The sequence below is a fragment of the Leifsonia sp. SIMBA_070 genome, assembly GCF_046534635.1.
In the GTDB taxonomy this organism is placed as follows: domain Bacteria; phylum Actinomycetota; class Actinomycetes; order Actinomycetales; family Microbacteriaceae; genus Leifsonia.
In genome coordinates this window covers 177036-203391 of sequence record NZ_JAWRYK010000001.1, presented here as the reverse complement: position 1 = coordinate 203391, position 26356 = coordinate 177036, and the positions used below count along the sequence as shown (strand labels likewise).

General features: G+C 69.1%; 22 protein-coding genes. 10 read left to right on the top strand and 12 right to left on the bottom strand.

The annotated features are described in order from the left end of the window. Positions 1 to 105: 105 nt before the first annotated feature. Entirely contained in the window at positions 106 to 498 is a 393-nt protein-coding gene (locus SB754_RS00860) for a hypothetical protein (RefSeq protein ID WP_410780463.1), read from the top strand. A gap of 188 nt (positions 499 to 686) precedes the next feature. Here SB754_RS00860 and SB754_RS00855 read toward each other — a convergent pair whose 3' ends face one another. Next, positions 687 to 1223 carry a hypothetical protein gene (locus SB754_RS00855; protein ID WP_410780462.1) on the bottom strand — a complete coding sequence of 179 codons (537 nt, stop codon included), beginning with the start codon at positions 1221 to 1223 and terminating at the stop codon, positions 687 to 689. A gap of 254 nt (positions 1224 to 1477) precedes the next feature. On the opposite strand from SB754_RS00855, the gene SB754_RS00850 reads away from it, so the two are divergent. Continuing rightward, positions 1478 to 2098 carry a glyoxalase gene (locus SB754_RS00850; protein ID WP_410780461.1) on the top strand — a complete coding sequence of 207 codons (621 nt, stop codon included), beginning with the start codon at positions 1478 to 1480 and terminating at the stop codon, positions 2096 to 2098. Between the two features lie 152 nt (positions 2099 to 2250). Here the strand turns inward: SB754_RS00850 and SB754_RS00845 are convergent, their stop codons facing one another. Beyond that, positions 2251 to 2856, bottom strand: coding sequence for a TetR/AcrR family transcriptional regulator (locus tag SB754_RS00845; protein WP_410780460.1), 606 nt, complete (start codon positions 2854 to 2856; stop codon positions 2251 to 2253). Positions 2857 to 2873: 17 nt separating this feature from the next. Between SB754_RS00845 and SB754_RS00840 the strand changes: the two genes are divergently transcribed. Then, positions 2874 to 3647, top strand: coding sequence for an SDR family oxidoreductase (locus tag SB754_RS00840; RefSeq protein WP_410780459.1), 774 nt, complete (start codon positions 2874 to 2876; stop codon positions 3645 to 3647). Between the two features lie 89 nt (positions 3648 to 3736). Here the strand turns inward: SB754_RS00840 and SB754_RS00835 are convergent, their stop codons facing one another. Further along, entirely contained in the window at positions 3737 to 4309 is a 573-nt protein-coding gene (locus tag SB754_RS00835; protein ID WP_410780458.1) for a dihydrofolate reductase family protein, read from the bottom strand. A gap of 147 nt (positions 4310 to 4456) precedes the next feature. After that, positions 4457 to 5605, bottom strand: a complete 1149-nt coding sequence (locus tag SB754_RS00830; protein ID WP_410780457.1) for a lactonase family protein — start codon at positions 5603 to 5605, stop codon at positions 4457 to 4459. A 140-nt stretch (positions 5606 to 5745) separates the two neighbouring features. Here SB754_RS00830 and SB754_RS00825 point away from each other — a divergent pair, with 140 nt between their 5' ends. Both SB754_RS00825 and SB754_RS00820 read left to right on the top strand, forming a co-directional pair. Next, complete coding sequence (locus SB754_RS00825) at positions 5746 to 6372, top strand: sigma-70 family RNA polymerase sigma factor (RefSeq protein WP_410780456.1); 627 nt, start codon at positions 5746 to 5748, stop codon at positions 6370 to 6372. Further along, a complete protein-coding gene (locus SB754_RS00820; RefSeq protein ID WP_410780455.1) occupies positions 6369 to 6581 on the top strand; it encodes a hypothetical protein in 213 nt (70 codons plus the stop codon). The genes SB754_RS00825 and SB754_RS00820 overlap by 4 nt, the downstream gene beginning before the upstream one ends. A gap of 131 nt (positions 6582 to 6712) precedes the next feature. Here the strand turns inward: SB754_RS00820 and SB754_RS00815 are convergent, their stop codons facing one another. From SB754_RS00815 to SB754_RS00800, 4 genes are all read right to left on the bottom strand, one after another. Next, positions 6713 to 12673 (bottom strand): hypothetical protein, encoded by a 5961-nt coding sequence (locus SB754_RS00815; protein ID WP_410780454.1) that lies wholly within the window; start codon positions 12671 to 12673, stop codon positions 6713 to 6715. Positions 12674 to 12975: 302 nt separating this feature from the next. Beyond that, a complete protein-coding gene (locus tag SB754_RS00810; protein WP_410780453.1) occupies positions 12976 to 14598 on the bottom strand; it encodes a cytochrome b in 1623 nt (540 codons plus the stop codon). A gap of 29 nt (positions 14599 to 14627) precedes the next feature. Then, a complete protein-coding gene (locus tag SB754_RS00805) occupies positions 14628 to 15422 on the bottom strand; it encodes an NAD(P)/FAD-dependent oxidoreductase (RefSeq protein WP_410780452.1) in 795 nt (264 codons plus the stop codon). 119 nt (positions 15423 to 15541) lie between these two features. After that, positions 15542 to 16303, bottom strand: coding sequence for an SDR family oxidoreductase (locus tag SB754_RS00800; RefSeq protein ID WP_410780451.1), 762 nt, complete (start codon positions 16301 to 16303; stop codon positions 15542 to 15544). Positions 16304 to 16476: 173 nt separating this feature from the next. Here SB754_RS00800 and SB754_RS00795 point away from each other — a divergent pair, with 173 nt between their 5' ends. Beyond that, positions 16477 to 16845: a hypothetical protein gene (locus SB754_RS00795; RefSeq protein ID WP_410780450.1), complete on the top strand. Its 369-nt coding sequence runs from the start codon at positions 16477 to 16479 to the stop codon at positions 16843 to 16845. Positions 16846 to 16870: 25 nt separating this feature from the next. Here SB754_RS00795 and SB754_RS00790 read toward each other — a convergent pair whose 3' ends face one another. Further along, a complete protein-coding gene (locus SB754_RS00790) occupies positions 16871 to 17254 on the bottom strand; it encodes a hypothetical protein (RefSeq protein WP_410780449.1) in 384 nt (127 codons plus the stop codon). 94 nt (positions 17255 to 17348) lie between these two features. Continuing rightward, a complete protein-coding gene (locus SB754_RS00785) occupies positions 17349 to 18248 on the bottom strand; it encodes an RNA polymerase sigma-70 factor (protein WP_410780448.1) in 900 nt (299 codons plus the stop codon). A 235-nt stretch (positions 18249 to 18483) separates the two neighbouring features. On the opposite strand from SB754_RS00785, the gene SB754_RS00780 reads away from it, so the two are divergent. Then, positions 18484 to 19245, top strand: a complete 762-nt coding sequence (locus SB754_RS00780) for an SDR family oxidoreductase (protein ID WP_410780447.1) — start codon at positions 18484 to 18486, stop codon at positions 19243 to 19245. Positions 19246 to 19368: 123 nt separating this feature from the next. Here SB754_RS00780 and SB754_RS00775 read toward each other — a convergent pair whose 3' ends face one another. Then, positions 19369 to 19716: a hypothetical protein gene (locus SB754_RS00775; RefSeq protein WP_410780446.1), complete on the bottom strand. Its 348-nt coding sequence runs from the start codon at positions 19714 to 19716 to the stop codon at positions 19369 to 19371. A gap of 89 nt (positions 19717 to 19805) precedes the next feature. Beyond that, positions 19806 to 20708: a phosphotransferase gene (locus SB754_RS00770; protein ID WP_410780445.1), complete on the bottom strand. Its 903-nt coding sequence runs from the start codon at positions 20706 to 20708 to the stop codon at positions 19806 to 19808. A 105-nt stretch (positions 20709 to 20813) separates the two neighbouring features. Here SB754_RS00770 and SB754_RS00765 point away from each other — a divergent pair, with 105 nt between their 5' ends. The 3 genes from SB754_RS00765 to SB754_RS00755 are packed head-to-tail and all read left to right on the top strand — an operon-like array spanning position 20814 to position 26348. After that, complete coding sequence (locus SB754_RS00765; protein ID WP_410780444.1) at positions 20814 to 23294, top strand: glycoside hydrolase family 2 protein; 2481 nt, start codon at positions 20814 to 20816, stop codon at positions 23292 to 23294. Next, the gene (locus SB754_RS00760; protein ID WP_410780443.1) at positions 23291 to 24193 is read left to right on the top strand and encodes an ROK family protein; all 903 of its coding nucleotides are present in this window, start codon (positions 23291 to 23293) and stop codon (positions 24191 to 24193) included. Before SB754_RS00765 ends, SB754_RS00760 begins: the two co-directional genes overlap by 4 nt. Then, positions 24186 to 26348 carry a glycoside hydrolase family 36 protein gene (locus SB754_RS00755; protein WP_410780442.1) on the top strand — a complete coding sequence of 721 codons (2163 nt, stop codon included), beginning with the start codon at positions 24186 to 24188 and terminating at the stop codon, positions 26346 to 26348. The genes SB754_RS00760 and SB754_RS00755 overlap by 8 nt, the downstream gene beginning before the upstream one ends. The last annotated feature ends 8 nt before the right edge of the window (positions 26349 to 26356 follow it).

The window sequence follows — 26356 nt, the reverse complement described above, 5'->3', positions numbered from 1 at the left end:
AGGATCGGCAATCGATCCAATGACAGGCTAGGGATGGGTTGATCGCTTCCCGCAACCGGTGTCGTCACGCCATTCATCTTCGGTTGAAGCGGCAGACTGGCTCACGTGAGTCAGACTACGAAATCACGTCGTCGGGACCTCATCCGCGCCATCGTGCTCGGCACAGTCTTTCCTGCGATGTTCATCGTGATCGCGTTCGTGCAACAACAACGGCTTGCCGACGCGCTGAGCAGGGCTTGGTGGATGGCCCTTCTGGCGTTCGTCATCGGGGCGCTCACGGTCGCACTGCCAAGGCAGCTGCCCCTCGTCGCATCGTTCGTCGCGATCTTGGTATTCGAGGGGTTATCGCTCTACACGCCGTTCGATGCCATCGCGCTGCTCTGCCTTGTCCTCGGCGGCTTCTGCTTCGGCCTGGGTGTGCGGTCGGTGATCTACCAGCGCAGTAGGCGGAACAGCCCTCGGAGTGCAGAACAACGAGGGGCTTCATCTCGCCGCTGACCGAGAAGGCTGTCAACCGGGAAGCGGTCCTCACGGTAGAAGGCGTCGAGATGCCAGCACTGGAAATCGACACCGAACCGTTCGTGTATGCCATCGGCGCAGAGCTCTCAAGCGACACGGTCCTTACTGCGGTCGTCCCTCGTGACGCGCTCCAGCGTTGGCTCGAGTGGAGCGGGCGGATTGGCCGGTTAGCGCTCTCCACTCGTCGGCAGGTGCAGGATCGCGCGAACATGCCGGTCATATTCGTCGAAGTCCACCGGGTTGAATCGGCGCGCGATGACAATGAGGACGAGAACCAGTGCGACGAGGATGACGTAGGTGCTCATGACTTCGGTGACGCCGTGTTGAAGCGAACTGGCCGGCACCCCTTCGGGCAGCCGGCGTAAATACATCGGATCAGTGGCGCGGCCGGCCAAAACGTCGTAGATAGCGAAGACTCCCCACAGGACGGCGACCAAGGGGAAGGCGATGAGGATCACCACATCCGACACCCGGCTTCGTGGCACCCGCTTCTTTCCCAACTTGAGTCGGTATTGGAGCCCGTCGTTGACGCTCAGGAGCTGGAACATCGAGGCCCACATGAACAAGAACAGGACGTTGACTCCATCGAAGGTGCCGATAGCGAGCCGGCCGATCGTCGGGGGAACATAGAGCCCTGCCATGTTGGACACGCTGAGAAGTGCAACGACTCCACCGATGGCCAGCACCGTGACTACAAGGGACATCCAGACGCTTACGCGGCTGTTTCGACGCAGCCGCGTTTCTTCTGCTCCGTGATTCCACATCCCGATCCCCCGAAGCCGAACATAGTTGAGTGATCCGTCTCTTCGAGCGACCCAAAACAAGGGTCCGGAGTACGTGCTCGCGGTCGCCTGAATGGCACCTACCGAAGAACGTGATGGTCCCGTCGCTGATGCGCGCCCGCGCATCGAGCAGGAATGGAGAAGCGCCCGCGCCAGGCCGTTCATACGGTCGAAGCATGAACATTCACAGCATCACCATCGAAACGAATCCGGACGCCGTACCGGCTGCGGAATCCTTCTACCGCGACGCACTTGGTCTCGGGGATCGTGTCGGCGTGCGCGCCGCCACACAGCCCAGCACAGGCTTTCGCGGCTTCGCTCCGTCGCTGATCTTCGTACAGCCGGGGGACGTGGACACCGCCGTCGAACGGGCGTTGGCCAGCGGCGCACAGGTCCTCAAACCGGTCGCGAAGAGCCTGTGGGGATACGGCGGCTCGTTCCTCGCACCCGATGGCACGGCCTGGCAGATCGCGAGCGCGAACAAGACCGCCACCGGGCCGTCCACCGGGGAGGTCGAGCGGCTCGTCCTGCTGCTCGGTGTCGACAGTGTGAAGGCCAGCAAGCGCTTCTACCAGGAGCAGGGCCTGACGGCGACCAAGAGCTTCCCCGTCTACGTCGAGTTCGACTCCGGCGTCGTCAAACTCGCCCTGTACAAGCGCCTCGCTCTCGCGAAGCAGGTCGGCATCGACCCGGCCGGCAGCGGAGCACACCGCCTCGCGGTCATCGGCGACGGGGCGTTCACCGACCCCGACGGCTACGCGTGGTTCGCCGCGGACAGCACCATCACGACCAGGTAGAAGTGGCGTCCGATAGCCGATCCCTCACTGCCCACGAATAGCAAACGGCTTTTGTATGTTGCGGGCGCAAGGTGATGTCTTCAAAGGTCCGGGCCGGCATTCTCGGAGCACCCGGGGCTCGCTGGCAGGGTCAGGATCGGGCGTGTTTCGGTTCAAATGATGAAGAGGCTGCAGGCGTCTTCGATCAAGCTGTCCACGGCCTCCACAGGCAGAGTCCCTGCTGCGGCGAATGCGGCCACGCCTTGCATGGTCGCGATGATCAGCGGCTTCAGGCGATCGGGTTCGAGACGGCGAAGGCTTCTTCGCTCCAAGCCCTCCTCGACGAGGGACCCGAAGGCGTCGTACAGCACACTCCTCGCCTCTTGGAGCGCTGCGGAGCCCACGCCCTTCCCGCTCGTGAACATGACGTCCACGAGCGCCGGGCTCTCGATGGCGAAGCGCACGAATGCGGTAGCGAACGCTCGGAACCGCCCATCGAAGTTGTCGCCGGCGTCCTCCCTGGCTCGGATCACCGCACGGCCGAGCCGTTCGTAGCCTGTCGCTGCAAGTGCCACGAGCAGAGCCTCCCGATCGGGAAAGTGTCTACTGGGCGCAGCATGGCTGACACCCGCGCGCCGGGCGAGGTCGCGGAGCGTGACCTGCTCGACGCCCTCCTCGCGCAGCACCTTTTCCGCCGTGACGAGTAGTTCGCCGCGAAGATTCCCGTGGTGGTACGGGCGCTGCCTTTCACTCGCGCCGTGGGCATCCGATGTAGTCATTGACAACACTATAGCCAATGCGCACAATGTTGTCTATGACTACATCTACCCCTTCTGCCCTGATTACCGGCGGAACAAGCGGCATCGGCCGTGCCACCGCAAAGCTCCTGCATGAGCGCGGATACCGCGTCGCACTCACCGGGCAGGGGGCTTCGAGCACTGCGCGAGCACGCGCCGAGCTTCCCGACGATGTCCTCGTGCTCCGGTCGGATTCACGATCTTTGGACGACACGGCACGGATGATCGACGAGGTCCGAGACCGCTTCGGCCAGTTGACCACCCTGTTCGTCAACGCCGGAGTCAGCCGGGCGACGCCGCTCGGTTCCGTCGACGAGCAGACCTGGGATGACGTGCTCGGCATCAACACGAAGGGCGCGTTCTTCACCGTCCAGAGCGCCCTTCCCCTGCTCGTGGACGGCGCGGCCATCGTCTTTACCGTCGGCATCGGCGCAACGCCGCCGTACGGCATAGCCGGCGGAAGCGTTGCCGCAGCAAGCCGGGGCGCACTGTTGGCGATGGTGCCGACGCTCGCCCTCGAGCTCGCAGCACGTCGCATCCGCGTCAACGCGGTGAGTCCCGGTGCCATCGACACACCGATCTGGTCGAAATTCGGGATGTCCACGGAGGCCGCCGACGCGCAGAAACAGGCCCTCGCCTCCCGAATCCCGCTCGGCCGACTCGGCGACGCGAGCGAGATCGCCGAAACGGTCGCCTTCCTCGCCTCAGACGGCGCCACCTATCTGACCGGGCAGAACATCGTGGTCGCCGGCGGCAGCGGGCTGGCCATGTAGCCGCACGTTCAGAACGCACTTACAGCGGCAGCGCCACAGCCGTGCCATCAAGGGATCCTGCAGCGGACGGCTGGCCAACCGAATCGCGCTCAGCGCAGCACCCGGTACCGGATGTGGGTGGCGTGCGGAGTATCGATCACCTTCAGGATCTCCAACTCGATCTCTCTGGGCAGCAGGTCGAAAAGCCGGTGTCCCTCACCGAGCAGCACCGGAATCAGGTGCACCTGGATCTCGTCCAATACGCCCTCCTCCAGCGCCTTCTGTGCGGTGTAGCCGCCCTGTACGTACACATCACGGTCGCCGGCGGCGACAGCAGCCTGCGCCATCGCGCTCGTCACGCCGTCGAGCACATACGTGACATTGGGATAACCCCACCGCGCTGCCGGCCCGGGAGGTCGGTGGCTCGGGATGAAGATGGGGACGCCGTTGTGGACATCGCCTCCCCAGTGGTCCATCAGCTCGGCGGTGCGTCGACCCGTGACCACCGCGCCGATCTCATCGAGTTCGCCGGCCAACGCTTTCGCCTCGCCGGTGAGCGCTGCCGGGTCGCCACCGGGCTCGTACCACTCGTGCAGCCTGTTCCCGTCGGTGCCCCCGAGGAAGTCATCCGGCTTCGACACATAACCGTCCAGGGACACTGACATATACAGGACCGTCGCCATCGTCCTTCTCCTTCATCTCGTTGCTTCGCCCTCGAATCCGCTGAGCGCGCGGACGCCAATAGGAAAGACGGTAGGCGAGAAGTGGGCGGCTGGCACCGCCTGTCGCGGTCCCGCGCGCCACCCGACCGCGGCGCGCGGGACGTGGCGTCAGAGCGCTGCGATGCCCTGGCCGCCCACCGCTCCGGGGACGACGACGGACCCGACGAGCGTCAGGCTGCCGTCGGGGTTCACCCGGAACGCGTCGACCCCTCCGTTGCCTCCGGTCTGGGCGTAGAGGAAGCGGCCGTCCGAGGACACGGCCGCGTCGACGGTCCCTGGTCCGGTGGATGTGGTCCCGAGCGCCGTCAACGTCCCCGAACCCGCATCCGTGTAGCCGGAGAGCGTGGCGCTGCCCGCGTTGGACGCGTAGAACGCAGAACCGTCGCGTACGATCCAGCACGTCGCGGCCTGCCCAGTGAGGGCGGTGGTGATCGGGGTGACCGCACCGTTCGGCTGGATCGCGAAGGTGGCGACAGCGTTGGTCCCCGCCTCCGCGACGACCAGGTGGCCCGCGGAATCGAAGGTCACGGCGAACGGCACCGCGCCGGGCTCCGGCGTCACCACCGGCTGCGCGGAGAGAGTGCCGAACCGGCCGACCGCGAAGACGTCGATGGCGCTTCCGTTGCCCTTGGTGGTCACCACCAGCTGGGAGCCGTCAGGCGTGAACGCCACCTGCCCGGGAGTGTGCGTGAATTCGGGCGTCTGCGTCGGGTCCAGTCCGAGGGCACGGTTCCAGGCAGGGACGCGGACGAGGAAGTCCCCGACCCGCAGGTACCCCTGAACCGTCCCTCCAGTGCGTGCGTTGAGCACGTAGACCAGACCGCTGTGGGCCGTCACGCTGACCGGGAAGGATCCGCCCGACGGCAGCACTTCGAGCCGGAACAGTCGATCGCCGCGCACGGCGAAGACCGTGATCGTATTGCTGCCCGCGTTCACCGCGTAGAGCAGGCCCCGATCGTAGACGAGGGACCCTTGCGAGGCCAGGTGGTCGACGACGGAGCCGGCGAGCGCGCCGCCCACACCGCCCGTCGGGTACGTGCCCGCGGGGTGCAGCGAGCCATCTGTTGCGCGGTCGTACGCGACCACGGCGTTGCCGGCGAGACCGTCAGTCTGCACGAAGACGGCCGACGTCGGATGGTTCGCGACCGGGGCGTCGGCGTTCGCGCGGTCCGGAGCCGCGAGCGCCGGTGCGGCGAAGAGGGCGGTCGCTGCGAGGGCTGCAGCGGCGGCGACAGCGAGACGGGATGGGGTTCTCATGATTCTCCTTCGGTCGATCTGTCTCCGGTGCGAGCGCACCGGTGCCGAGCACCTCGTGCACGGTGGCGCTCGACCGGTTAGTGACAGCGCGTCGCCGATGCTTACGGAACCCGCGGGGCCGGGGTCGTAGCATCGGCAGCATGGATGACCGCGGCGAGACGGAGGAGTGGCGCCGCACGCTCACGGCCGGCGGCACGGTCCAGCGGGAGGCCGAAGGTCGCCTCTACGCGCTCCTCCTCCGCATCGCCCAGGCGGAAGTCCGGCGCCGGTCCGCATCCCTCCGGTTCGCCGGCCCGGAGCTCGACGACATCGCCCACCAGGCGGCCGGGGACGCGGTCATCGGCGTGCTCCGGCGGCTCCACGAGTTCCGCGGCGAGAGCCGTTTCACGACCTGGGCCTACGCCTTCGTGATCTTCGAAGTGTCGACCAAGGTCGGCCGCCACTTCTGGCAGCACCCGGCCGTCTCCCTCGACGCCACCGGGTGGGAACGGCTCCCCGACAGGCTCGGCATCTCCCCCGAGGAGGCCGGCATGGCCGACGAGCTGGTGACCGCTCTGCGCACCGCCATCGAGACGGTTCTGACGAGGCGTCAGCGGGACGTGCTCCTCGCGGTGGTTGTCCAGGGCATCCCGCTGGACGCCCTCGCGCTCGCCCGCAGGACCACCCGCGGCGCCCTCTACAAGACCCTCTTCGACGCTCGACGGAAGTTGCGGGTCTACCTTGTCACTAATCATTATCTGGACGACGGAGGGAGGGGGGCCCCATGAGCGCACGCGACCACATCGAGCGTTTCCTGCGAACCGATCCCGCCGACGCCGGGTGCGCCGAGACGATGTCCCTCATGCACGTGTTCGCCGAACTCGTGCTCGCCGGTCGGGATGCGGCCGCGCGCTATCCGCGCATCGCCGCGCACCTCCGTGGCTGCGACGCGTGCAGCGAGGACTTCCGGGGGCTGCTGGCCGCGCTCTCCGCGTGACGCGGGGCTAGAGTTCGCCGCGGCGTTTGTCCGCCTGGGCTTCCGCCGGGGCACCTGCTGTAATCGCCGAAGGTTCGAATACCAGCAAGTGGGGTGGGCACCGGCAGGGCCGGTGCCCACCCCGAGGGTTGCTACTCGGTTGTCCGGCGGCGGCGGATCACCATGAGGATGCCTCCGGCAAGGAGCAGGGCGACGGCGGTACCGAAGATGCCCCAGCCGATCGTGGATCCGGTGGATGCCAGATCGCCCGGGTCGCCGGGGTCACCCGGCGCCGGCGGGTCGGCGAGGGTGTGCTCCGTGGCGCAGCCGGGGTTCCCGTCGGCAGCCGGCACGCACGCGGCCGTGGTGTCGGGGCTGGTGACGACGTTGGCGATGTGCTTGTCCCCACCGCCCGTGACGGTGACCGAGTAGGTGATCGTCACAGTCGCGCCGACGGCCAGCGGGCCGGTCCAGGTGAGCAGGTTCCCGGCTCGGGAGACCGCGCCCGCGGTGGCTTTCGCGTCGCCGTTCCAGGATGCGTCGTCGAGCACCTTCGACAGGTCGTCCTTCAGGTGCCCAGTGACCGCGGCGTCGCCGGTCTGGGTGACGGTGACGGTGTAGCGGATGGTGTCGCCGACCTTCACCGTGGCGCCCGGCTTGGCTTCCGCGGTCTTGGAGAAGACGTAGCCGCCGTACTTCTGCGTCGTCTCACACGCGGGCGTCCCGTCCGGTGCCGTCACGCACTCCCCCAGGTGGGAGCCGGGCGGCGGCGCGACCGTGTTGTGGAGCGTGGTGTCGCCACCACCGGCGACGGTCGCCTGGTAGGTGATCGTCACCACCTGGCCGATCGCCAGGTCGCCCGCCCAGGTGAGTGCATTCCCGGCCCGGGTCACTGCGCCGGCCGTGGCGGTCTCGCTGCCGTCGACGAAGGTCGCGTCATCGAGAACGCCCGACAGGTCGTCCACGAGGGCCGCGCCCGTCACAGCGGCCGGACCGACCTGCGTCACGGTCACGGTGTAGGTGACGGTGTCGCCGATGGCCACCGTGGCCGGAGACTTCGGGTCGGACATCTTCGAGTACGTGAAGTTGCCGGTCTGGTGCGTGGTGGTGCAGTCCGCGTTCTGATCCGGAGCCGGTACACACTCACCTCGCCCATCACCCGGGACGACCGTGTTGGTCAGGGTCATGTCCCCGGCCCCGGTGACGGTCACCGAGTAGGTGATCGTCACCACCTGGCCGACCGACAGGTCGCCCACCCAGGTCAGCGTGTTCCCCGACCGCGACACCGTGCCGCTGTCGGCGGCCTGGTCGTTGTTCCAGGTCGCGTCGTCGAGCACTGCGGTCAGGTCGTCTTTCGCGGAGGCACCGGTGACGGCACCGAGCCCGCGCTGGCCGACGGTGACCGTGTACGTGATGGTGTCACCGATCTTCACGTCCGCGCCCGGCGCCGGGACGGAGGTCTTGGCCACCGTGTAGTCCCCGGTCAGGTGCTCGGTCGTGCAGGATTCCGCATCCGCACATCCATCGCTGGTGACGACGTTCGTCAGGCGGGTGTCGCCCGCACCGGCCACGGTCACCGAGTAGGTCACGGTCACCGTGTCACCGACCGCGAGGCGTCCCGCCCAGTCGACCACCGGCGCCGCATAGGTTGCACCGCCGTCGGTCGAGCGGAGGTCGTCGTTCCAGGTCGCGTCATCGAGCACGGCCGTCAGGTCGTCCCGGAAGGACGCCGCATTCACCGGGCCGAGTCCCACCTGGTGCACGGTGACCGTGTACTTCACGGTGTCGCCGTGCTGGACGCTCGAGCCGGACGCCGGGTCGGAGGTCTTCTCGACCGTGTAGCGACCCGTCTGGTGGACGGTGGCGCAGTCCGCCGGGCTTGCACAGCCCGGGCTGGTGACCTGGTTCGCGATCCGGGTGTCGCCCGTGCCGGTCACGACCACCTGGTAGGTGACCGTCGCCACATCGTTCGGGCCGAGGTTCCCAGTCCAGTTGATGCGCTGGGTCGCAGGGTCGTAGCTCGCCGAACCCATCGACGCGTTGAGGGTCGCCGGGTCGAAGGTGGCGTCATCCATCACGGCGGCGAGGTCGTCCCGGAAGAACTGCGCCACCACGCGGCCCAGGCCGGCCTGGGTGACCGTCACCGTGTAGGTGATCGTGTCGCCGACCTGGACGTTCGCGCCCGAGGCAGGGTTCGACGTCTTCACCGTGGTGTAGGTCGCCGTCCAATGCTCGGTGGTGCAGTCCCCCGGGGCGTAGCACCCGTCACTGGTGACCACGTTCACCAGGTGGGTGTCGCCGGCACCGGTCACGGTCACGGAGTAGGTGATCGTCACCTTCGCCCCCACCGCGAGGTCACCGGACCAGCTGATGGCCTGCGCCGCGGGGTCGTATGAGACCGTCCCGGCGGATGCGGTGAGGTCGCCGTTCCAGGTGGCGTCATCCAGCAACTGCGTCAGGTCGTCCGTGAGGGAGGCACCGGTGAAGGCGGCTTCGCCCTGCTGGGTGACCGTGATCGTGTAGTCGATCGTGTCGCCCTGCTGCACGTTCGCGCCCGTCGCCGGATCCGACGTCTTCTGGACGCGGTACGTCGCCACCTCGTGCTCGGTGGCGCAGGAGGCCGCATCCAAACAGCCCGGGCTGGTGACCTGGTTGCCGATCGCGTAATCGCCGTCCGCCAGCGCGGCGCGGTCCTTCACGATCACCGAGTATGTGATGGTCGCGGTCTGCCCGACCGGGACCGTGCCGTTCCACGTCAGCGCGTCACCGGTCACCGACGCGGTGCCGATGCTGGCGGCGACGTCGCCCTGGTAGGTCGCGTCGTCGAGCACCTTGGTCAGCGAGTCCGTCAGCGTGGCGATCGCCGGAGCGTCTCCCTGCTGGGTGACCGTGACCGTGTAGGTGATCCGGTCGCCCGGGTGCACGGTGGCACCCGAGGCCGGGTTGGAGGACTTGGCGACCGTGTAGTTGGTCACCTGCACGCCCGCCGGGTCGCACAGGATGGTCGGGGCCTCGGCGTCCGCCGGGGTGTCGGCCGTGCCGCACGCGTTGTTGACGACCGCGCCACCGCCGTTGACGGTCACGGTGTACTCGTGCGTCTGCTTCTCGCCGCGGGCGAGAGAGGCCACCGTGAATGCGCCCTCGGGGAACAGGTCGTCGGTGATCTTCAGACCGGTGATGGTCCCCTGGCCGATGTTCTCGACCACGATGCGGTACGTGACCTGGTCGCCGGCCCGGAAGGTCGGGTAGTCGGCCGGGGTGTTCGCGTCGTGCCAGTTCCCGTTCGCGTCCTGCACCTGCTTCTTCAGGTCCACCGCGTAGCAGTTCGCGATGGTCGCGGTCGCAGAGGATCGCATCGGGAGCGCGGTGTGCTGCGCCCACGAGCCGGCCGAGTTCACCAGCAGCTGGCCCGGTTTGTTGTCATCCGTTGCCGGAGCCTGGCAGCTCGAGCCCGCGGGCGTCGTGTAGGCGATGCGGATCTTCTGCGTCGCACCCGGAGCCAGCGACGGTCCGATCACCCGGACCGCTGTCGGCTTTGCCGGCTTGGTCGTCGACCAGCCGACCGTGTTGCTCGTGACCGAGCCTGGCGTCCCGCCGTTCGACGCGTTACGGGGGTCGTTGCTCAGCGACGCGACCGGAGCGGTCGAGTAGTACACCGTCGAGCCGGAGGGAGCAGTGATGCCGGTCACCGCGTACGTGCCGTCGATGTTCGTGCCGCGACCGTCACCCGCCGCGGGGAGGATGTCGATCGTGTCGGTGAAGCTGCTGGCCACCGGGTCCTGCGAGTTGATCGTCAGCACCCACGCGGAGCTGTCACCCTCGAACGACAGGACGTTGTTCTCCGACGACTTGCCGAAGACCGTCGCCGACGCGCTCGGCACGGTCACGGTTGCCGTGGCCGTGCGGCCCGGCGTGCTCTCCGGACGGTTGTCGCCCGGGACGTTGATCACCGCGGTGTTCGTCAGACTCGTGCCGGGGGCGATCACGCTGTCCGCCGGGCGCTGCGCTTGGTAGTGGATGTCCTGGAAGACGTTCGCCTGCACGTTCGTGAAGTTCCACGCCAGTGTGCGCCCATCGGCGCTGACGTTGGCCGGCGCAGGTTGGCCGGACCCGGCCACGTAGACCATGCCGGCCGGCAGCGTATCGACCACTGAGAACGACACTGGCGGCGGGCTCGTCACCAAGTTCTGCGCCTGCGCGCGGAGGCTGTAGGTCACTGGAACGCCCGGCTCGGCGGTGGTGTCGGAAACGGTCTTCTCGAGCAGACCCATCGGACCTTGTAGACGGAAGGCGTCCCGGATGCCGTTCGTGTTCGGCCCGTACGTGCTGCCGGGGATGTTCGTGCCGCCTGGCCTCGTGCTGAGGTTGACCCAGCCGTTCAGGTTCGGGTAGCCGGGCCACACTGTGGTCGGGTCGGCAGGCGTGTTGAACGTGCCGATCGTCCAGCCCTCGCCACTGGTGGGCGCACTCTGGTCGATGTGGCCCAGTACGCGGAGGAAGGCCAGACCGGACGCCGTCCGAGGACGGTCTACGGCCGGGTTCCAGGTCATCTTGACCGCGGTCACTCCGGCAGGGAGCTGCATGAGGCTGTCAGTGGCGATGCGCGGGTCGTTCAAGGAGTGGCCGGCGGGCGGGACGACCTCGGTCCACATGGCGCTCGGTGAGGCCTCGCCGCAGGTTTCGGTCTTGGTGTTGATCGCTGCGGTCGTGTAGAAGAACCGTGCCGTGCTGTAGTTCAGGTAGTACTGACCGGGGTCCCAGCCGCCCCCATCCACCCACGTGGGAACGAAAGCAGGGTTCTGGTTCATGGTGCAGATACCGGCGAGCTGCGCGCCTCCGGCGCCCTGATAACTGTTCCAAAACCCGTTGTTGGCTTGCATGTACAGCGGAAGTTTCGAAATGGTTCCGTCTGCGAGCGCCCGGTTGTAGTCGTCGGTGTCGTCGATCCCCGGCTGCGGCAGCTGGATGTCGGCCGTGGTGCCCGGGCTCACCCACAGATTCGCGTCCCATTGAGCACGAGAGCTCGTCGGCGAGCCGTACCAGGAGTTACTGAAGCTCCCCGGCGGCGTAAGGGTCGTGTTGGAGGCGTTGTTGGTCGCATCCCCGTCGGCCCGTGTCGTGCCGTCGGTGAACCGGAACGTGCCGGGGTTCGCGGTGAAACTGACGTTGGTGATCTGGGAGACCGGCGCCGGAATGCTGAACTGGACGGTGCCCGAAGCGATGTAGGAGCCGTTGCCCGGTAGCGGCTGGCCGAGGCTGTCATTCGTGGGTGTGTGGACGAGTGTGTAGTCGAGATTGGAGAGCGAGACGGTGTAGCTCGTTCCCGTGCCGCTCACCGAACAGTTGGGGAAGTTCGTCCGGTCGCTCTGTGACGGGTCCGAGAAGGGCTGCCCGGTCGCGGGAGAAGCGGAGCCGATTGGTGCACAGCCCTCCCACTGCAACCCCGAGAGGGCGCCGGCGACGTTGGCGCCGACCGTCACCGGGAAGGAGTAGCTCGCCGGCCCCGGGCGGCTGCCCGCGGCGAGGATCAACGAGAAGTTCATCTGCACGAACGTTCGTGTACCACCTGTACGGCTCGGCCTCACGCCGCCCTGGTATCCCTGACCGGGCGCGGACACCAGCGAGAGGTCCATGCCATAGGTGTACGTGATCGGCAGTGGGCCGGGGTCGGCCGGTCCGGCCGTCGTTGTCGCGGCGTCCGAGGTCGCCGTGCCGGTGACCGTGAGGTTGCCGCCGGTGGTCGATGACGCCCTCAACGGCGTCTGGATCAGCGTGGAGGTGCCCTCCTTCACCGTGCCGAGGTTACAGAGCAGCACGGTGCCGTCTGGGGAGATCGACGAGACCGGCGTCACATCCTTCGTCTTGCACACGCTCGGAATGCTCGTGAACACGCCGTTCCCTGCCGTCAGCGTGGCTCGCACGTTATCGACCGGGTCGTTGGCATACGGGTCCGTGGCGTCGTTCGTATTGACACGCCACTCCGCGGTCACCGGCTGCCCGTACGGCGCCGACGTCGGTGCGGGGCTACCCGCCCACTTCGCGGTGATCTCGTGCACCGCGACGGGCGCAGCGATCGCCGGAGCTCCGAGCATGACGGTTGCCAGCGCGAACATGCTCGCCACCAACGATGCCAGCCAGCGCCATGGCGCCCCCAGCGTGAGTCGTCCATTGCTGTTATGCGAGCGTCGGTGCTGTGCAGACACAGATTTATCCCCTTCATCCTGCGTCAAGGTGGGTTGCGGACCTCGTTGTGAGACCGGTACCGCTAGGCGGGATGCTAGCGAACTCTGTGGGCTCTCACAGGGAAATTCACCCTCAAATCACCCTCACCCACCCGCTTTGCGCCCCGAACGAGGCACGCGACAGGATGCGCTCCCTCATCTATTGCGGAGCGTTATGCGCTTGTGAGCCCGAGCTACCGAATGGCGTCGACGGGCGTGGAGTCGGCTGGCTCCATCTCCGCGGCTGGCTCCATCTCCGCGACGGGCTCCACCTCCGGGCCGGGCTCCACCGGCGCGAGCCGGTCCTCGAAGAACACGCGGGACAGCGCCGCACGGACACGCTCGGTCACCGGGAGGCGCCCGTCCGCCCGCGGCCGCGCCTCGTAGGGATTGGCGGCCGCCGGGCCGTCGAGGCGGTAGCGCTGCTCCGCATCCACCCGGCCGTGCACCTCGACGTACTCACCGCCGGGCAGCCGGACGATCCTCCCGGTCTCGTAGCCGTGCAGCAGGATGTCGCGGTCGCGCTTCTCCAGGGCCAGGCAGACGCGCCGCGTGATCAGGAAGGCGACCACCGGGCCCAGCACGACCATCGCCTGGTACCCCGCGACCACCGACTCCACAGAGAGGTGAAAATGCGTCGCCACCAGGTCGGCGCTCCCCGCACCCCAGAGCGCGGCGTAGAAGACGATCCCGGCGACGCCCACACCGGTGCGCGTCGGCACGTTGCGGGGCCGGTCGAGGATGTGGTGATCGCGGTGGTCGCCGGTGACCCACTCCTCCACGAAGGGGTACACAGCGACCGCGAGCAGGAAGAGGCCGACGACCGCCAGCGGGACGAGGATGGCGAGGGTCCAGGTGCGGCCGAGCCACTCCACCTCCCAGCCGGGAGGGACGAGCCGCAGGGCGCCGTCGAGGAAGCCGGTGTACCAGTCGGGCTGGCTCCCGGCGGACGCGTCGCCAGGCGATGACGGGCCGTACAGCCAGACCGGGCCGATGGTGACGGTCGCCGCAACGAGAAGGATGCCGCCGGTCGCGAGCGCGAGGAGGCCCCCGGCCCGCACGGCCAGGTTCGGCCAGACGGGCACACCGACGATGCGGTCCTCCGAACGCCCTGGACCGGCGAACTGCGCCGGCTTCGCGAGGTACGCGCGCCGCGCGCGAGCGGCGATCAGGATGACCAGGAGCGCTGGGACGACGGCCACGTGGATCGGGTACAGGTTCTCGATGATCCGTCCGGGGAACTCGCCGCCGAACAGCAGCGCCGACAGCCAGGTGCCGATCACCGGGATCCCGAGGACGATGCCCTCCACGATCCGCAGGCCGGTGCCCGACAGCATGTCGTCAGGGAGCGCGTAACCGCTCCACCCGCCGATCAGCGCCGTGATCAGGAGGCCGAACAGCAGCACCCAGGAGAGCCGCCGGGGACGGCGGAACGCGCCGGTGAAGAAGGTGACGACGAGCTGCATGATGATCGCCGCCGGGAGCAGCAGGGCGGCCCAGTGGTGCGCCTGCCGCACCAGGAGCCCGCCGGGCATGTGGAATGTGATGGCGAGGATCGACTGGTACGCCTTCGACATCTCAGCGCCCGCTAGCGGCAGGTACGGACCGTCGTAGGTCACCCGCGTGCTCGACGGTGTGTAGACGAACATCAGGAGGAAGCCGGTCACGAACAGGACCATCACGGCTGCGAAGGCGGCGACCCCGAACATGTTGGTCCAATGGAGGGGGGCCCGCCGCATCCTGAGCTCGCCGCGCAGCGCGGCCAGCCGCTTGCCCGCCGATGTGCCGGAGACCACCCCGGCGAGGCGTGTCGTCACGGACGCGCGTTCCCGGCGATCGACGGGCATCAGGCGGCCCTCCCGACGAAGACGACCGCGCTGGCCCACACCAGCAGCACTCGGATCTTGCGCTCCCAGGTCGGGATCGCGAGCACGTGGTACCCGCGGTGCATCACCCAGGCGAGGAAGCCGGTGATGACGATGCCGCGCCACTGGAAGATGCCCTTCCCGAGCCCCAGCGTCGCGACGACGCCGAGCGAGTGGTGCACGTAGTCCTTCGGCCGCTCGCCGTGGAGCGTGGCGACGATGTTCTTGGCCAGGCGCTTCGCCTGCCGCACCGCGTGCTGCGCGTTCGGGACCGTCATGGCGCCGTCGACGGGCGACGCCAGGTCCGGGACGGCGGCGTCGTCGCCCGCCGCCCACGCGTCCGGGATGACGCCGTCGGGCGTGCCGACCCGCAGGTCGGCGTGGACCATGACGGAGCCGCGTGCCGTCACCGGCAGGTCCGTGGGGTTCGCGACGACCGGGTTGGCGCCGTTGCCGGCGGTCCAGACGACGGTGTGCGCGTCGAACTCGTCGCCGGTCGAGAGCACCAGATGGCCGCCCTCCGCCGACAGGAGTTGAGCGCCCAGGCGGAAGGACAGGTCCGAGAAGTGCAGCTCCGTGTGCGACTTCAGCCGCGCCGTGGCCCGGTCGAAGGCGTCCAGGAGGCGGTCGCGGATGGCGACCGCCTCCTGATAGGTCATGTACGGCCGCGGATCGATCACGACGATTCCGGCCTCGTCCTTCCGGAGCTTCTTCTCCAGCTTCCATGCGGTGTAGAAACCGGCGTAACCGCCTCCCACCACGAGGATCCGGCGCATGTGCTGCCTCCTGTCCAACCGGCTGATGCCTTCACCAGCTATGACCGCGCAGCAGCCCGAAGTGTGACATCCGGACGAGGATCCGGCCGAGATCGCACGCCGCGATCGCGCGCTGAGTCTTAGCGCGCGGTCTCCAGCCACTGCGTGTACGACGTGCTGCCCAGCCGCTGCTCGGTGATCGCCGGATCGTTGCCGGGGGTCAGCGACCGGTCGTCGACCGTGCCGCCGAAGTACCCGGCTGCCGTGTCGGTAGTCACGGTTCGTGCGTCACCGCGTGCGGCGAGGAGGCGGCGGGCGAGGTCGTCCAGCCGCAGCGGCTCCGGTCCGGCCACCTCGATGACGGCGTCCGCGGCCTCTTCGAGAGCGACATCGGCGAGCGCCGCAGAGACGTCCGCCGCGGCAATCGGCTGCATCAGCACATCCGAGAGGGTCGCCGTGTCGCCCTGCGTCCCTCCGTCGGTCAGCGCGCCGATGAACTCGAAGAACTGTGTCGCCCGCACGATGGTGAACGGGATGCCGCCCTCCCGCACGATGCGCTCCTGCGCGACCTTCGCGCGCATGTAGCCGATGTCGGGCAGTCGGTCGGCGCCGACGATGGACAGCACGACGTAGTGGCGCACCCCCGCCTGGCGCGCGGCCGCGACCACGTTGCCCGTCGACCGCTCGAAGAACTCCATCACGGGCCCGTCTTCGAACGACGGGGCGTTCGGAGTGTCGATCACCACATCCGCGCCGCGCAGCGCCTCCTCGAGCCCCTCCCCGCTCACCGAGTCCACTCCGGTCGACGGGGACGCCGCGACGGCGTCGTGCCCGCGCTCCCGGAGCAGCTCGACGACCCGCCGGCCGACCAGTCCCGTGCCGCCGATGACCACGATCTTCATGTCGTTCTCCTCTTCCGGCCCGCTCCCGATGAGCGGGCTCACCTACTCCGACCGGACGGGCGACCCCCGTGTGACAGCTACCTCGCGGACGGGGTCGTGTCACAACCCGGCCGCGCGGCCGGTCCTCAGTGGTGACCGCCCTGTGCCGCACAGCGAGGAGAAGGGACGACACCATGACCGTTGTCTTCAGACGTAAGGCCGTCGGCGAGCTGCGCTCGGCTGCGGCCTCCCGCGATCGCGCACGGCTGCGGCGGTTGCTCGACCCGGACGTCTCCGTCGTGGTCGACGCCGGCAAGCCGGACCGTTCACAGGTCAGGGTCGTCCACGGCGTGGAGGACGCCTCCCTGCTCCTCGCACACGGCCTCGGCGCCCAGCGCGACCTCGAAGTCGCCGAGCGCCCGGTGAACGGCCGGCCGGGCCTCATCCTCTCGCGCGACGGCCGCCCCACGGCGGTCGTCGCCGTCGACCTCAGCGGCTCCCTGATCAGCGTGGTCTGGGTGCGGCTGAATCCGCCCGTGCTCCGAACCGGGAACACCGTCTAGCCACACAGAAGGCGGCGCCATCCCGCTACTGCCAGTGTCCGAGCTTCGCGGGGTCGGCGACGACCCACACGTCGCGGGCGTCGCCGACCCGTCCTGACAGGGCGATCACCGCGACGACGTCGCCACCGCGCGAGGCTCGGACACCCGGCAGGCCGTTCACCGAGCACACGTCCAGCCTGACGGATTCGCACTCGCCGAGCAGGCGGTGGAGCGTCCACACCGCGCGCATCCCGAAGCTCTCGCCTGGCGTACCGTCAACCACCCGTGGACCGCAGTCGACCAGGAGGTGCACGCGCTGCCCGAGCACCTCGGGGATAGCGCTGCTGCACTCGGCGTTGCCGGCTTCGCACAGCGCTGCGGCCAGCTCGGCGAGCTCCCGCCGGGCACGCCGTCGGTGTGCTGCCTTCATCCACTCGCCCTTCATCGCGCAGCAGCTATGACCGGGCGGAGGGGTGCCCTGTGACACACGGCTCAGGCGGGACGGGGTTCAGGCAGGACGGTATTCAGGCGGGGACGGGCAGCCGCTCCAGCTTCTCCGGGTTGAGCACCCACTGCAGGCGACGGATGCCGTCGACGATGGCGTCGATGCTGACGTAGGCGACGATCGCGCCGTCCCGCACCAGCACGGCGGCCGGCTCGCCGTTCGCCTCGACGATGTGGACGGCGCCCTCCCAGAAGCGGTTCGCGAACGCGTGCAGGTACTTCGCGACGACCTCGCGAGTGCGGACCGGGATCCGGGAGGCACGCGCCAGCCCGCCTCCGTCGGAGTAGCTGACGATGTCGGCGGTGAACAGCTTCTCCAGCTCCACCATGTCGCCGGACTGCGCGGCCGTGAGGAAGGCCTCCAGCATCCGGCGCTTCTCCCGGTTGTCCACCTCCCGAACGTGACGCTCCCCGGCCAGGTGCTTGCGGGCGCGGCTCACCAGCTGCCGGGCCGACGCTTCGGACGCCTGGATGATGTGAGCGATCTGCGGGTACGGGTAGTCGAACGCCTCCCGGAGCACGTACGCGGCCCGCTCGGTCGGGGTCAGCTTCTCGAGGAGCGTCAGGACGGCGAACTCGAGCGCTTCCCCGCGCTCCGCCCCCAAAGTGGGATCGGCGCTGGTGTCGACCGGCTCAGGCAGCCAGGGCCCGATGTACGTCTCGCGGCGCACCCGCGCCGACTGGAGCTCGTTGATCGCGAGTCTCGTCACGGTGGTGGCGAGGAATGCGGCAGGCTCCCGGACCGTCGAACGATCGTAGGTCTGCCACCGGATCCACGCCTCCTGCACCAGATCGTCCGCCGCAGCGACGGTGCCTAGCATCCGGTAGGCCAGCCCGAACAGGCGCGGCCGCACGGCGGAGAAGACAGCCGTCGCCTCCGCGAGATCGTCGGTCGAATCGATCGCGTCGCGGTCCGTCATGGCTCGAATGCTAGTGGCCGCCTTCCATGCGCGTCGAGAACGAAGCCGTCGCGAGCGACGGGCCTTCCTGGGGGTTGCGGATACCGATCCCCGACACGATCCCTCGGCGCCGCAAGCTCTGACCGCGAACGGGGCCCGCTGTGACACGACCGCGCTGTCACAACTCCTGACGGAACCCGGTCTGAGCTGTGACCGGTCAATTCGGGCCGCGTCGAGATGCTGAGGAGAGATCGAGATGAAGATTGTCGTCATCGGGGGCACCGGCCTAGTCGGCTCGAAGGTCGTCGCATTGTTGAGCGAGCACGGCCATGAGGCGATCGCCGCCTCCCCCAACTCGGGCGTGAACACGCTGACCGGTCAGGGTGTCGACGCGGCGCTGACCGGTGCGGACGTCGTGGTGGACGTCTCCAATTCACCGTCGTTCGAGGACAAGGCGGTGATGGACTTCTTCACTACCTCCACGAACACGCTCCTGGCGGCCGAGCGCCGCGCGGGAGTCGGCCACCACATCGCCCTGTCGGTCGTCGGCAGCGAGCGGATGACGGAGAGCGGCTACATGCGCGCCAAGCTCGCCCAGGAGAAGCTCATCGAGGAGTCGGGCATCCCGTTCTCCATCGTGCACGCCACCCAGTTCTTCGAGTTCGTGAAGTCGATCGCCGACGCTGCGACGGTCGACGGAACGGTGCGCTTGGCGCCCGTCCACATCGCCCCGATGGCGGCGGCGGACGTGTCGACGGCTGTCGCCCGGGCCGCGGCCGGTACGCCGAGCAACACCGTTCACAAGGTCCGCGGACCGGAGGAGTTCCTCCTCACCGACCTCATTCGGCGAGGGCTGACGGCGCGCCACGATGAGCGTACGGTCGTGGCAGATCCGGAATCGCGGTACTTCGGCGCCCTGCTCACCGATCGTGAACTGGTGCCGGGCCCGGACGCCGAGATCTTCGCCACGACCTTCGATCAGTGGCTGGCTCAGCAGGCGGCGGCTCCGGTTCGCTGAGCCGAACGGTCCGGCCGAGCCGTGAGGTAAGAGCGGGAGCACCGGGTTTCAGGCGGTCTCAACGCAGAGGTATGCGCCAAGCAGATCGCGGCTGGTCCCACCCGCCGCCGGACCGACGTCCGTTCAGCCCTCGTTCCAGCCGTGGGTGTTGAACCACTCGCGAGCGCGGAGCACGTCGTCCTCCGTCTCGTCGGCATCGACGGTATCGTGCGGCAGCAACGCGCCCTTCGTGTCGAGTTGCACGAAGCGCAGGCAGTGCGGGCACAGTGCACGGCCTCCGGGAAACCCGTCGGGCAGCGCCGGCGCCGGCTCGGCGGCCTCCCCGGAGCCGGGGCAATGCAGCGGATCCGCGCCGGCGTCCGTCCACATCGCCCCCTGGTTGCGGTGCAGCCCCGCGTGCCCGAGCGGCTTTGTGCAGCGCCGACCGTTGGAGCGGCTGGGGCAGGCGCGGACCAGGTCGGCTGGGGGCATGATCCAACGCTACGACCCGGGCTGAGACTGCGACTCCGCCGACGAGTGGTGAGTCGATGCTCGAATTTCGGTCGAGCGGTGACTTCATGTCACCACTCGGCGGAAAGGATCCGCGCCAGACCGCTCCTCGCGGCGCTCACGTACTGGGTCGTCAGGTCGGGTCGTTGCGCGATCGCCCAACGGACGAGATCGAGGTGGCTCAGCGCGGTGAGGGCGTCGAGCACCGGCTCGTCCTCCTGCGGGTCGATACCGGCGGCCGTCGCGAAGGAACGGAACTCGTCCGCGGTCACCACCGCGTCTTCGACGGCCCACTGGTACACGCGCCGCACGTCCAGCCACGGTGTCGGCCCCGTGGAGGCGGCGCCCCAGTCGATCAGCACCTCACCGCCCTCCCGCTCGATCAGGTTGCGGGGCGCCAGATCGCCGTGGCAGAGGCCGAACGAGAAGGGGACGTCGCGCAGAGACCGGAGGATCCCCCGCAGCCGGCCCAGCTGCCCCGGCGCGTAGACACCCAGGGCGATCAGGGCGTCATCATCCGCGAGGGCCGACACGTTATACGAGAGGTGCTCCTCCCACGCCGCAGGCAGATCGCGGCCGAACCGCGAGAACAGCGCGCCCGGTGCATCCGGTCCCGGCCGGATGCGCCCGATCCTGGCCGCGTAGGTCCCGAGCACGCTCCACGGGTCGGCGCTCGCCTCCGCGGCCGGCTCGATGTATTCGAGGATGAGGTACGGCATCCCGTCGTCGTCTCCGCGGCCGATGACCCGGGGCGACGGGATTCCGGCGGCGGCCGCCGCCTCGTAGGCCCACTCCTCCGTACCGAACTCGTCCGGGCGGGTCGGATCGACGGGCAGGCGCACGACCGCGTCGGCGCCTGCCTGCGTGTGGACTCTCACGACGGTGTTCATCACGCCGTGCAGGAGTTCCGCCCCCTCGGCGCGGAGGCCGTGACGCCGAGCGACCCTCAGGGCTCGGCTCTCTGGATCGGACATCGCGCTCATCTCAGCACATCGGGCGGGTTGACAATTACTTAAGTAGCTTACGAAAATGGGAGGGCGCCGGTGCGAACCCGGGAATGACCTGCTCCGGGAGGACGCATGACCTACTTGTCGCTCGATGGAGAGTGGACGCTCACCGCTGTCGAAGGGCCCGTGCCTCACGAGATCGCCGGACGGACGATCGCGGCACAGGTTCCGGGATGCGCGCACACCGACCTCCTCCGGTCCGGCCTCATCGCTGCTCCCTTCGACGGTGACAACGAGGCGGCGCAGCAGTGGATCGGCAGCACCACGTGGCGATACGAGCGCAGCTTCGACTGGTCCCCCGCCGATGACGCCCGCAGCGACCTGGTCGCCCTAGGGCTGGACACCCTCGCGACGATCAGCGTGAACGGGACGGTCGTCGCGCTCACGCGCAACCAGCACCGGTCGTACCGCTTCCCGATCGCTCACCTGCTCAGGGCGGGAACCAACACCATCGCCGTGGAGTTCGAGGCACCCGTCGAGGCCGCAGAGCGGATCGCCGCCGAGCACGGGGGCGCTCTGCCCCACGTCAACCACCATCCGTACAACTCGCTCCGCAAGACCGCCTCGAACTTCGGCTGGGACTGGGGCATCGACGTGGCGACCAGCGGGATCTGGAAGTCGATCGGTATCGACGGCTGGAGTGACGTGCGGATCGATCGCGTACGTCCACTTGTCGACGTCGTGAGCGGCGCCGGCATCCTCCGCGCCCACGTCGCCCTCGACCGGATCGGCGACCCGGCAGCGACGACCCGCGTGACCGCGACCGTGTCGCGGAACGGGCGCACCGTCGCCGAGACGACGGGACGGATCGCCGCGGAGGGCGTCCTCGAGCTCGCCGTGCCCGACGCCGAGCTGTGGTGGCCGGTCGGCCACGGCGACCAGCCGCTCTACGACGTCGTGATCGTCGCCGGCGACGACGAGTGGACCGGTCGGGTCGGCTTCCGGACCGTCGAGCTGGACACCTCGACCGACGCCGACGGCAACCGCTTCGTCCTCAGCGTGAACGGCGAGCCCGTCTGGATCCGCGGCGCCAACTGGATCCCGGATCACGCGTTCGCGACCGAGATCACGCCGGACCGGCTCTCCCGCCGCATCGACGACGCCCTGGAAGCGAACATGAACCTGCTGCGTGTCTGGGGCGGCGGCATGTACGAGTCGGACGACTTCTACCGGATCTGCGACGAGCGCGGCGTTCTGGTCTGGCAGGACTTCCTGCTGGCGTGCGCCGCCTACGCCGAAGAGGAGTGGCTCTCCACCGAGATCGTCGCCGAGGCGCGCGAGGCCGTCACCCGGCTCTCGCCGCACCCTTCGCTCGTCCTCTGGAACGGCAACAACGAGAACATCATCGCGTTCGCGGAGTGGGGCTGGCGGGCACGCCTGCACGGGCGCAGCTGGGGCAACGGGTACTACCGCGAGCTGCTGCCCGCGATCGTCGCCGAGCTGGACCCGACCCGTCCGTACTCGCCAGGCAGCCCGTACTCGTTCGACGACTACCTCAACCCCAACGACGACAAGAACGGCACCGTCCACATCTGGGACGTCTGGAACCAGAAGGACTACACCGCCTACCGCGAGTGGAAGCCGCGGTTCGTCTCGGAGTTCGGGTTCCAGGGGCCGCCGGCGTGGACCACCCTCACCGAGGTCGTCCACGACGAGCCGCTCGACCCGTACGGCCACGAGATGCTGGTGCATCAGAAGGCGGACGAGGGCAACGCGAAGCTCGCCCGCGGCTACGCCGGGCACCTCCCGGAGCCCCGCACGATCGACGACTGGCACGTCACGACCCAGCTGAACCAGGCGCACGCGATCCGGTTCGGCATCGAGTACTTCCGCTCGCTCACGCCGTACAACACCGGCACCATCGTGTGGCAGCTGAACGACGACTGGCCGGTCGTCTCGTGGGCGGCCGTCGACTTCGCCGAGCGCCGCAAGCCCCTCTGGTACGCGCTCCGCCAGGCGTACCGGGAACGTCTGGTGACCATCCAGCCCGCGGCCGGACGGTCCGGCAGCGACGGGCTGGAGGCGATCGTCGTGAACGACACCGCCGACGCGTGGTCGGGAGACCTCCTCGTCGAGCGCCGGTCCTTCGACGGCGCGACCATCGCGAGCACGCGTGTCCACCTGGATGTCGCGCCGCGGTCGGTAGCGGCGTTCAGCCTTCCCGAGGAGGTCGTCGCGTCCGGCGCGCCCCGGAGCGAGATCCTGGTGGCCACCCCGGACGACGGGTCCGCGCGCGCCGTCTGGAACTACGTCGAGCCGGTGGAGCAGGAGCTGCACCCCGACCCGCTGGAGGCACGCGCCGAGAGCACCGCGAACGGCGCACGCATCGTGGTGACCGCGCGTGCCTACGTGCGGGACATCACCGTGCTGGCCGATCGCGCGCATCCCGAGGCCACCGTGGACGACTCGCTGGTCACCCTCCTGGCCGGAGAGAGTGCGGTCTTCGAGCTCACCGCGCCGCAACCGATCGACGTGGATGCGGCCCTCTCCCCTCTCGTACTCCGCCATGTGAACGAGCTGCTGGCCGCGGCCGCGGCGACCGTGGGCGCATGATCGTCGGCGTCGAGACCGGCGGGACGAAGGTGGTGTGCGCGACCGCGAACGAGGACGACCCCTCCCGGCCGGTGCACAGCGAGACCTTCCCGACGGCGGATCCGGCGCCGACGATCGAGCGCATCCGCGGCTACCTGAGGGAGGCGGAGCGCCGGGGCGGTGTCTCCGCGATCGGCGTCGCCTCGTTCGGCCCGCTCGACGCGGACGCGCGCTCACCTCGGTACGGGACGGTGACCTCCACTCCGAAGCCCGGCTGGTCGGGGACCGACCTCCTCTCGCCGCTCCTCGACGTGGTCGACGTGCCCGCCGCCTTCACCACGGACGTCAACGCGGCGGCCGTGGCGGAGCACCGGGCACGAGGCGCGAACCCCGGCAACTTCGCCTACGTGACGGTGGGCACCGGCATCGGCGCCGGGATCCTGATCGACGGCGCCCTGATGGGCGGGAGCGGGTACCCGGAGGTGGCGCATCTGGAGGTCGTCCGGCACCCCGACGACCGGTTCGCCGGCGTGTGCCGGTTTCACGGCGACTGCCTGGAGGGGCTGGCGTCCGGACCTGCCGTGAGTCGGCGCTGGGGCGCGGACGGATCGTCCCTGCCCGCACGAGCGCAGCAGGCGGCGATCCGGCTGGAGGCGTTCTACCTGGCCCAGTTGGCGACGACGCTCCGCTATGTGGTCGGGACGGACCTGATGATCGTCGGCGGCGGTGTGGCGAAGACGCCGGGGCTGATCGCGGCGGTCGCCGACCGCCTCGCCGAGAACGACGGAGCAGCCGGCGGCTCAGGCCGCCCACCGCTGCAGGTCGAGCCCCCGGCGATGCCCGGGCGTTCCGGCGTCATCGGGGCTCTGCAGCTGGCGGCCGACGCGCTGGCCGCGGCGGGCGACCTCGCGCATGTCTGAGCTGTGGTGGGGCGGCGACACGATCGCCCTGGGCTTCCTGCTCGATCCGGACGGTCCCGCCTGCCTCACGACGATCGAACGCTCCAGCGGCGGCGACGGACGGATCTCGCCCTCCGCACGGATGTATGACCCGCACCGCGATCAGCCGCTCGTCGAGGTCTCCGCCCACGGTCACGGCCGGTTCCCCGGCGGGTTCCGGCACGTGGACACGGTGATCGGTCGCCGGCTGCGTTTCGAGTCGTACATCGCGGGCAGCAGCGGTCCCGACGGCCCCCTCCGGCCGGTGCGCACCCTCCGGATCCGCCAGCGCGACCCGGAGACCGGTCTGCGGGTGGACAGCGTCTTCGAGACGCACGACGGCGTCGCGGCCTTCCGGACGTGGACAGAAGTCGCCGTCGAATCCGGTGAGCTGGTGCTCGACTTCGTCTCGACGTTCGCGACGGCCGCGGTGTTCCCCGCGACGGGACGCGACGCGGACGGGCTCTCGCTCGTCTCGGCGGCGAGCGACTGGGTCGCGGAGAGCCGCTGGTCGACGCGGCCCCTCCGCGAGGTAGGCCTCGCCCGCATCGACAGGGAGCTCCAGCACCACCCGCCGCGGAGCCGCTGCGTCGTGAGCAACCGCGGATCGTGGTCGACGGGCGAGGCCCTGCCGACCGGAGCGCTGGTCGCCACCGACGGTCGCCCGGATTCCGCGGCCGTGGCCTGGCAGGTGGAGCACAACGGACCCTGGCTGTACGAGCTCGGCGAGACCCGTGCCTCGGCCTACCTGCTGCTGTCCGGTCCGACCGATCAGGACCACCAGTGGTCGGTCGCCGTGCGGCCGGGCGCTCCGTTCGTCTCCGCCCGCGCTTCCGTCGCTCTCGGCGGGTCGGGCGCTCCGGGCGGACTCGACAGCGCCCTCGGCGCGCTGACCGACCAGCGGCGCGTCATCCGCCTGCCCCGGGCCGCCGACGCCCAGCTCCCGGTGGTGTTCAACGACTACATGAACACGCTGATGGGCGATCCGACGACGGAGAAGCTCCTCCCCCTCATCGACGCGGCCGCAGAGACCGGTGCCGACTACTTCTGCATCGACGCCGGCTGGTACGCCGAGGGCCACTGGTGGGACACCGTCGGAGAGTGGCAGCCGGCACGAAGCCGATTCCCCGGCGGACTCGAAGAGGTCCTCGACCGCATCCGCGAACGGGGAATGGTGCCGGGGCTCTGGCTGGAACCCGAGGTCATCGGTGTGCGGTCGCCGCTCGCCCGAACGCTCCCCGACGCGGCCTTCTTCTCGCGTGGAGGTGTGCGTGTCGCCGAACACGGCCGGCACCTGCTCGACCTCCGCCATCCGGACGCCCGGGCCCATCTCGATGAGGTGGTCGACCGGCTGGTCGGGGACTTCGGGGTCGGTTTCTTCAAAATGGACTACAACACGATGCCCGGGCCGGGAACGGACCGGGACGCCGTCTCGGCGGGCGACGGCCTCCTCCGGCACGCACGCGCTCTCCTCGACTGGCTGGACGATGTGCAGCGCCGCCATCCCGGCCTCCTCATCGAGAGCTGTGCCTCCGGAGCCATGCGGATGGACTACGCCACACTGTCCCGGCTGCACCTGCAGTCGACCTCGGACCAGCAGGACCCCGTGCTTTACGCGCCCATCGCGGCGGCCGCCGCGGCGAGCATCCTCCCCGAGCAGGCGGGCCATTGGGCGTACCCGAACCCCGACATGAGCGACGAGCTGTTCGCGCTCGCTCTCGTGAACGGCATCCTCGGGCGCCTGTACCTCTCCGGCTACCTCAACCGGATGCCCGAGCACCGGCGCGGACTGGTGGCGGATGCCATAGCGGTCCACCGCCTGGTGCTCGCCACCGAGAATGTCAGCCACCCGCGATGGCCGATCGGTCTCCCGGGGTGGGAGGATCCGTGGGTGTGCGCCGGGCTGGCGGACGCGGGCGGCCTGTACCTCTCGGTCTGGCACCGGACGGGTGCGCCGGGCGACTCCCTTCGTATACCGCTCCCGGAATACGCTGGAAACGAGCTCGGGCGCGACATCGTCTTCCCTTCCGGGTACGACGGCTGGAGCGTCGAGTGGAGCGGCGAGGAGGCCGTTCTCACGGTGACCGTCGATGTGGACGGCCCGTCAGCCCGGGTGCTGCGCCTCGCGCCGCGCTGAGCCGGGGA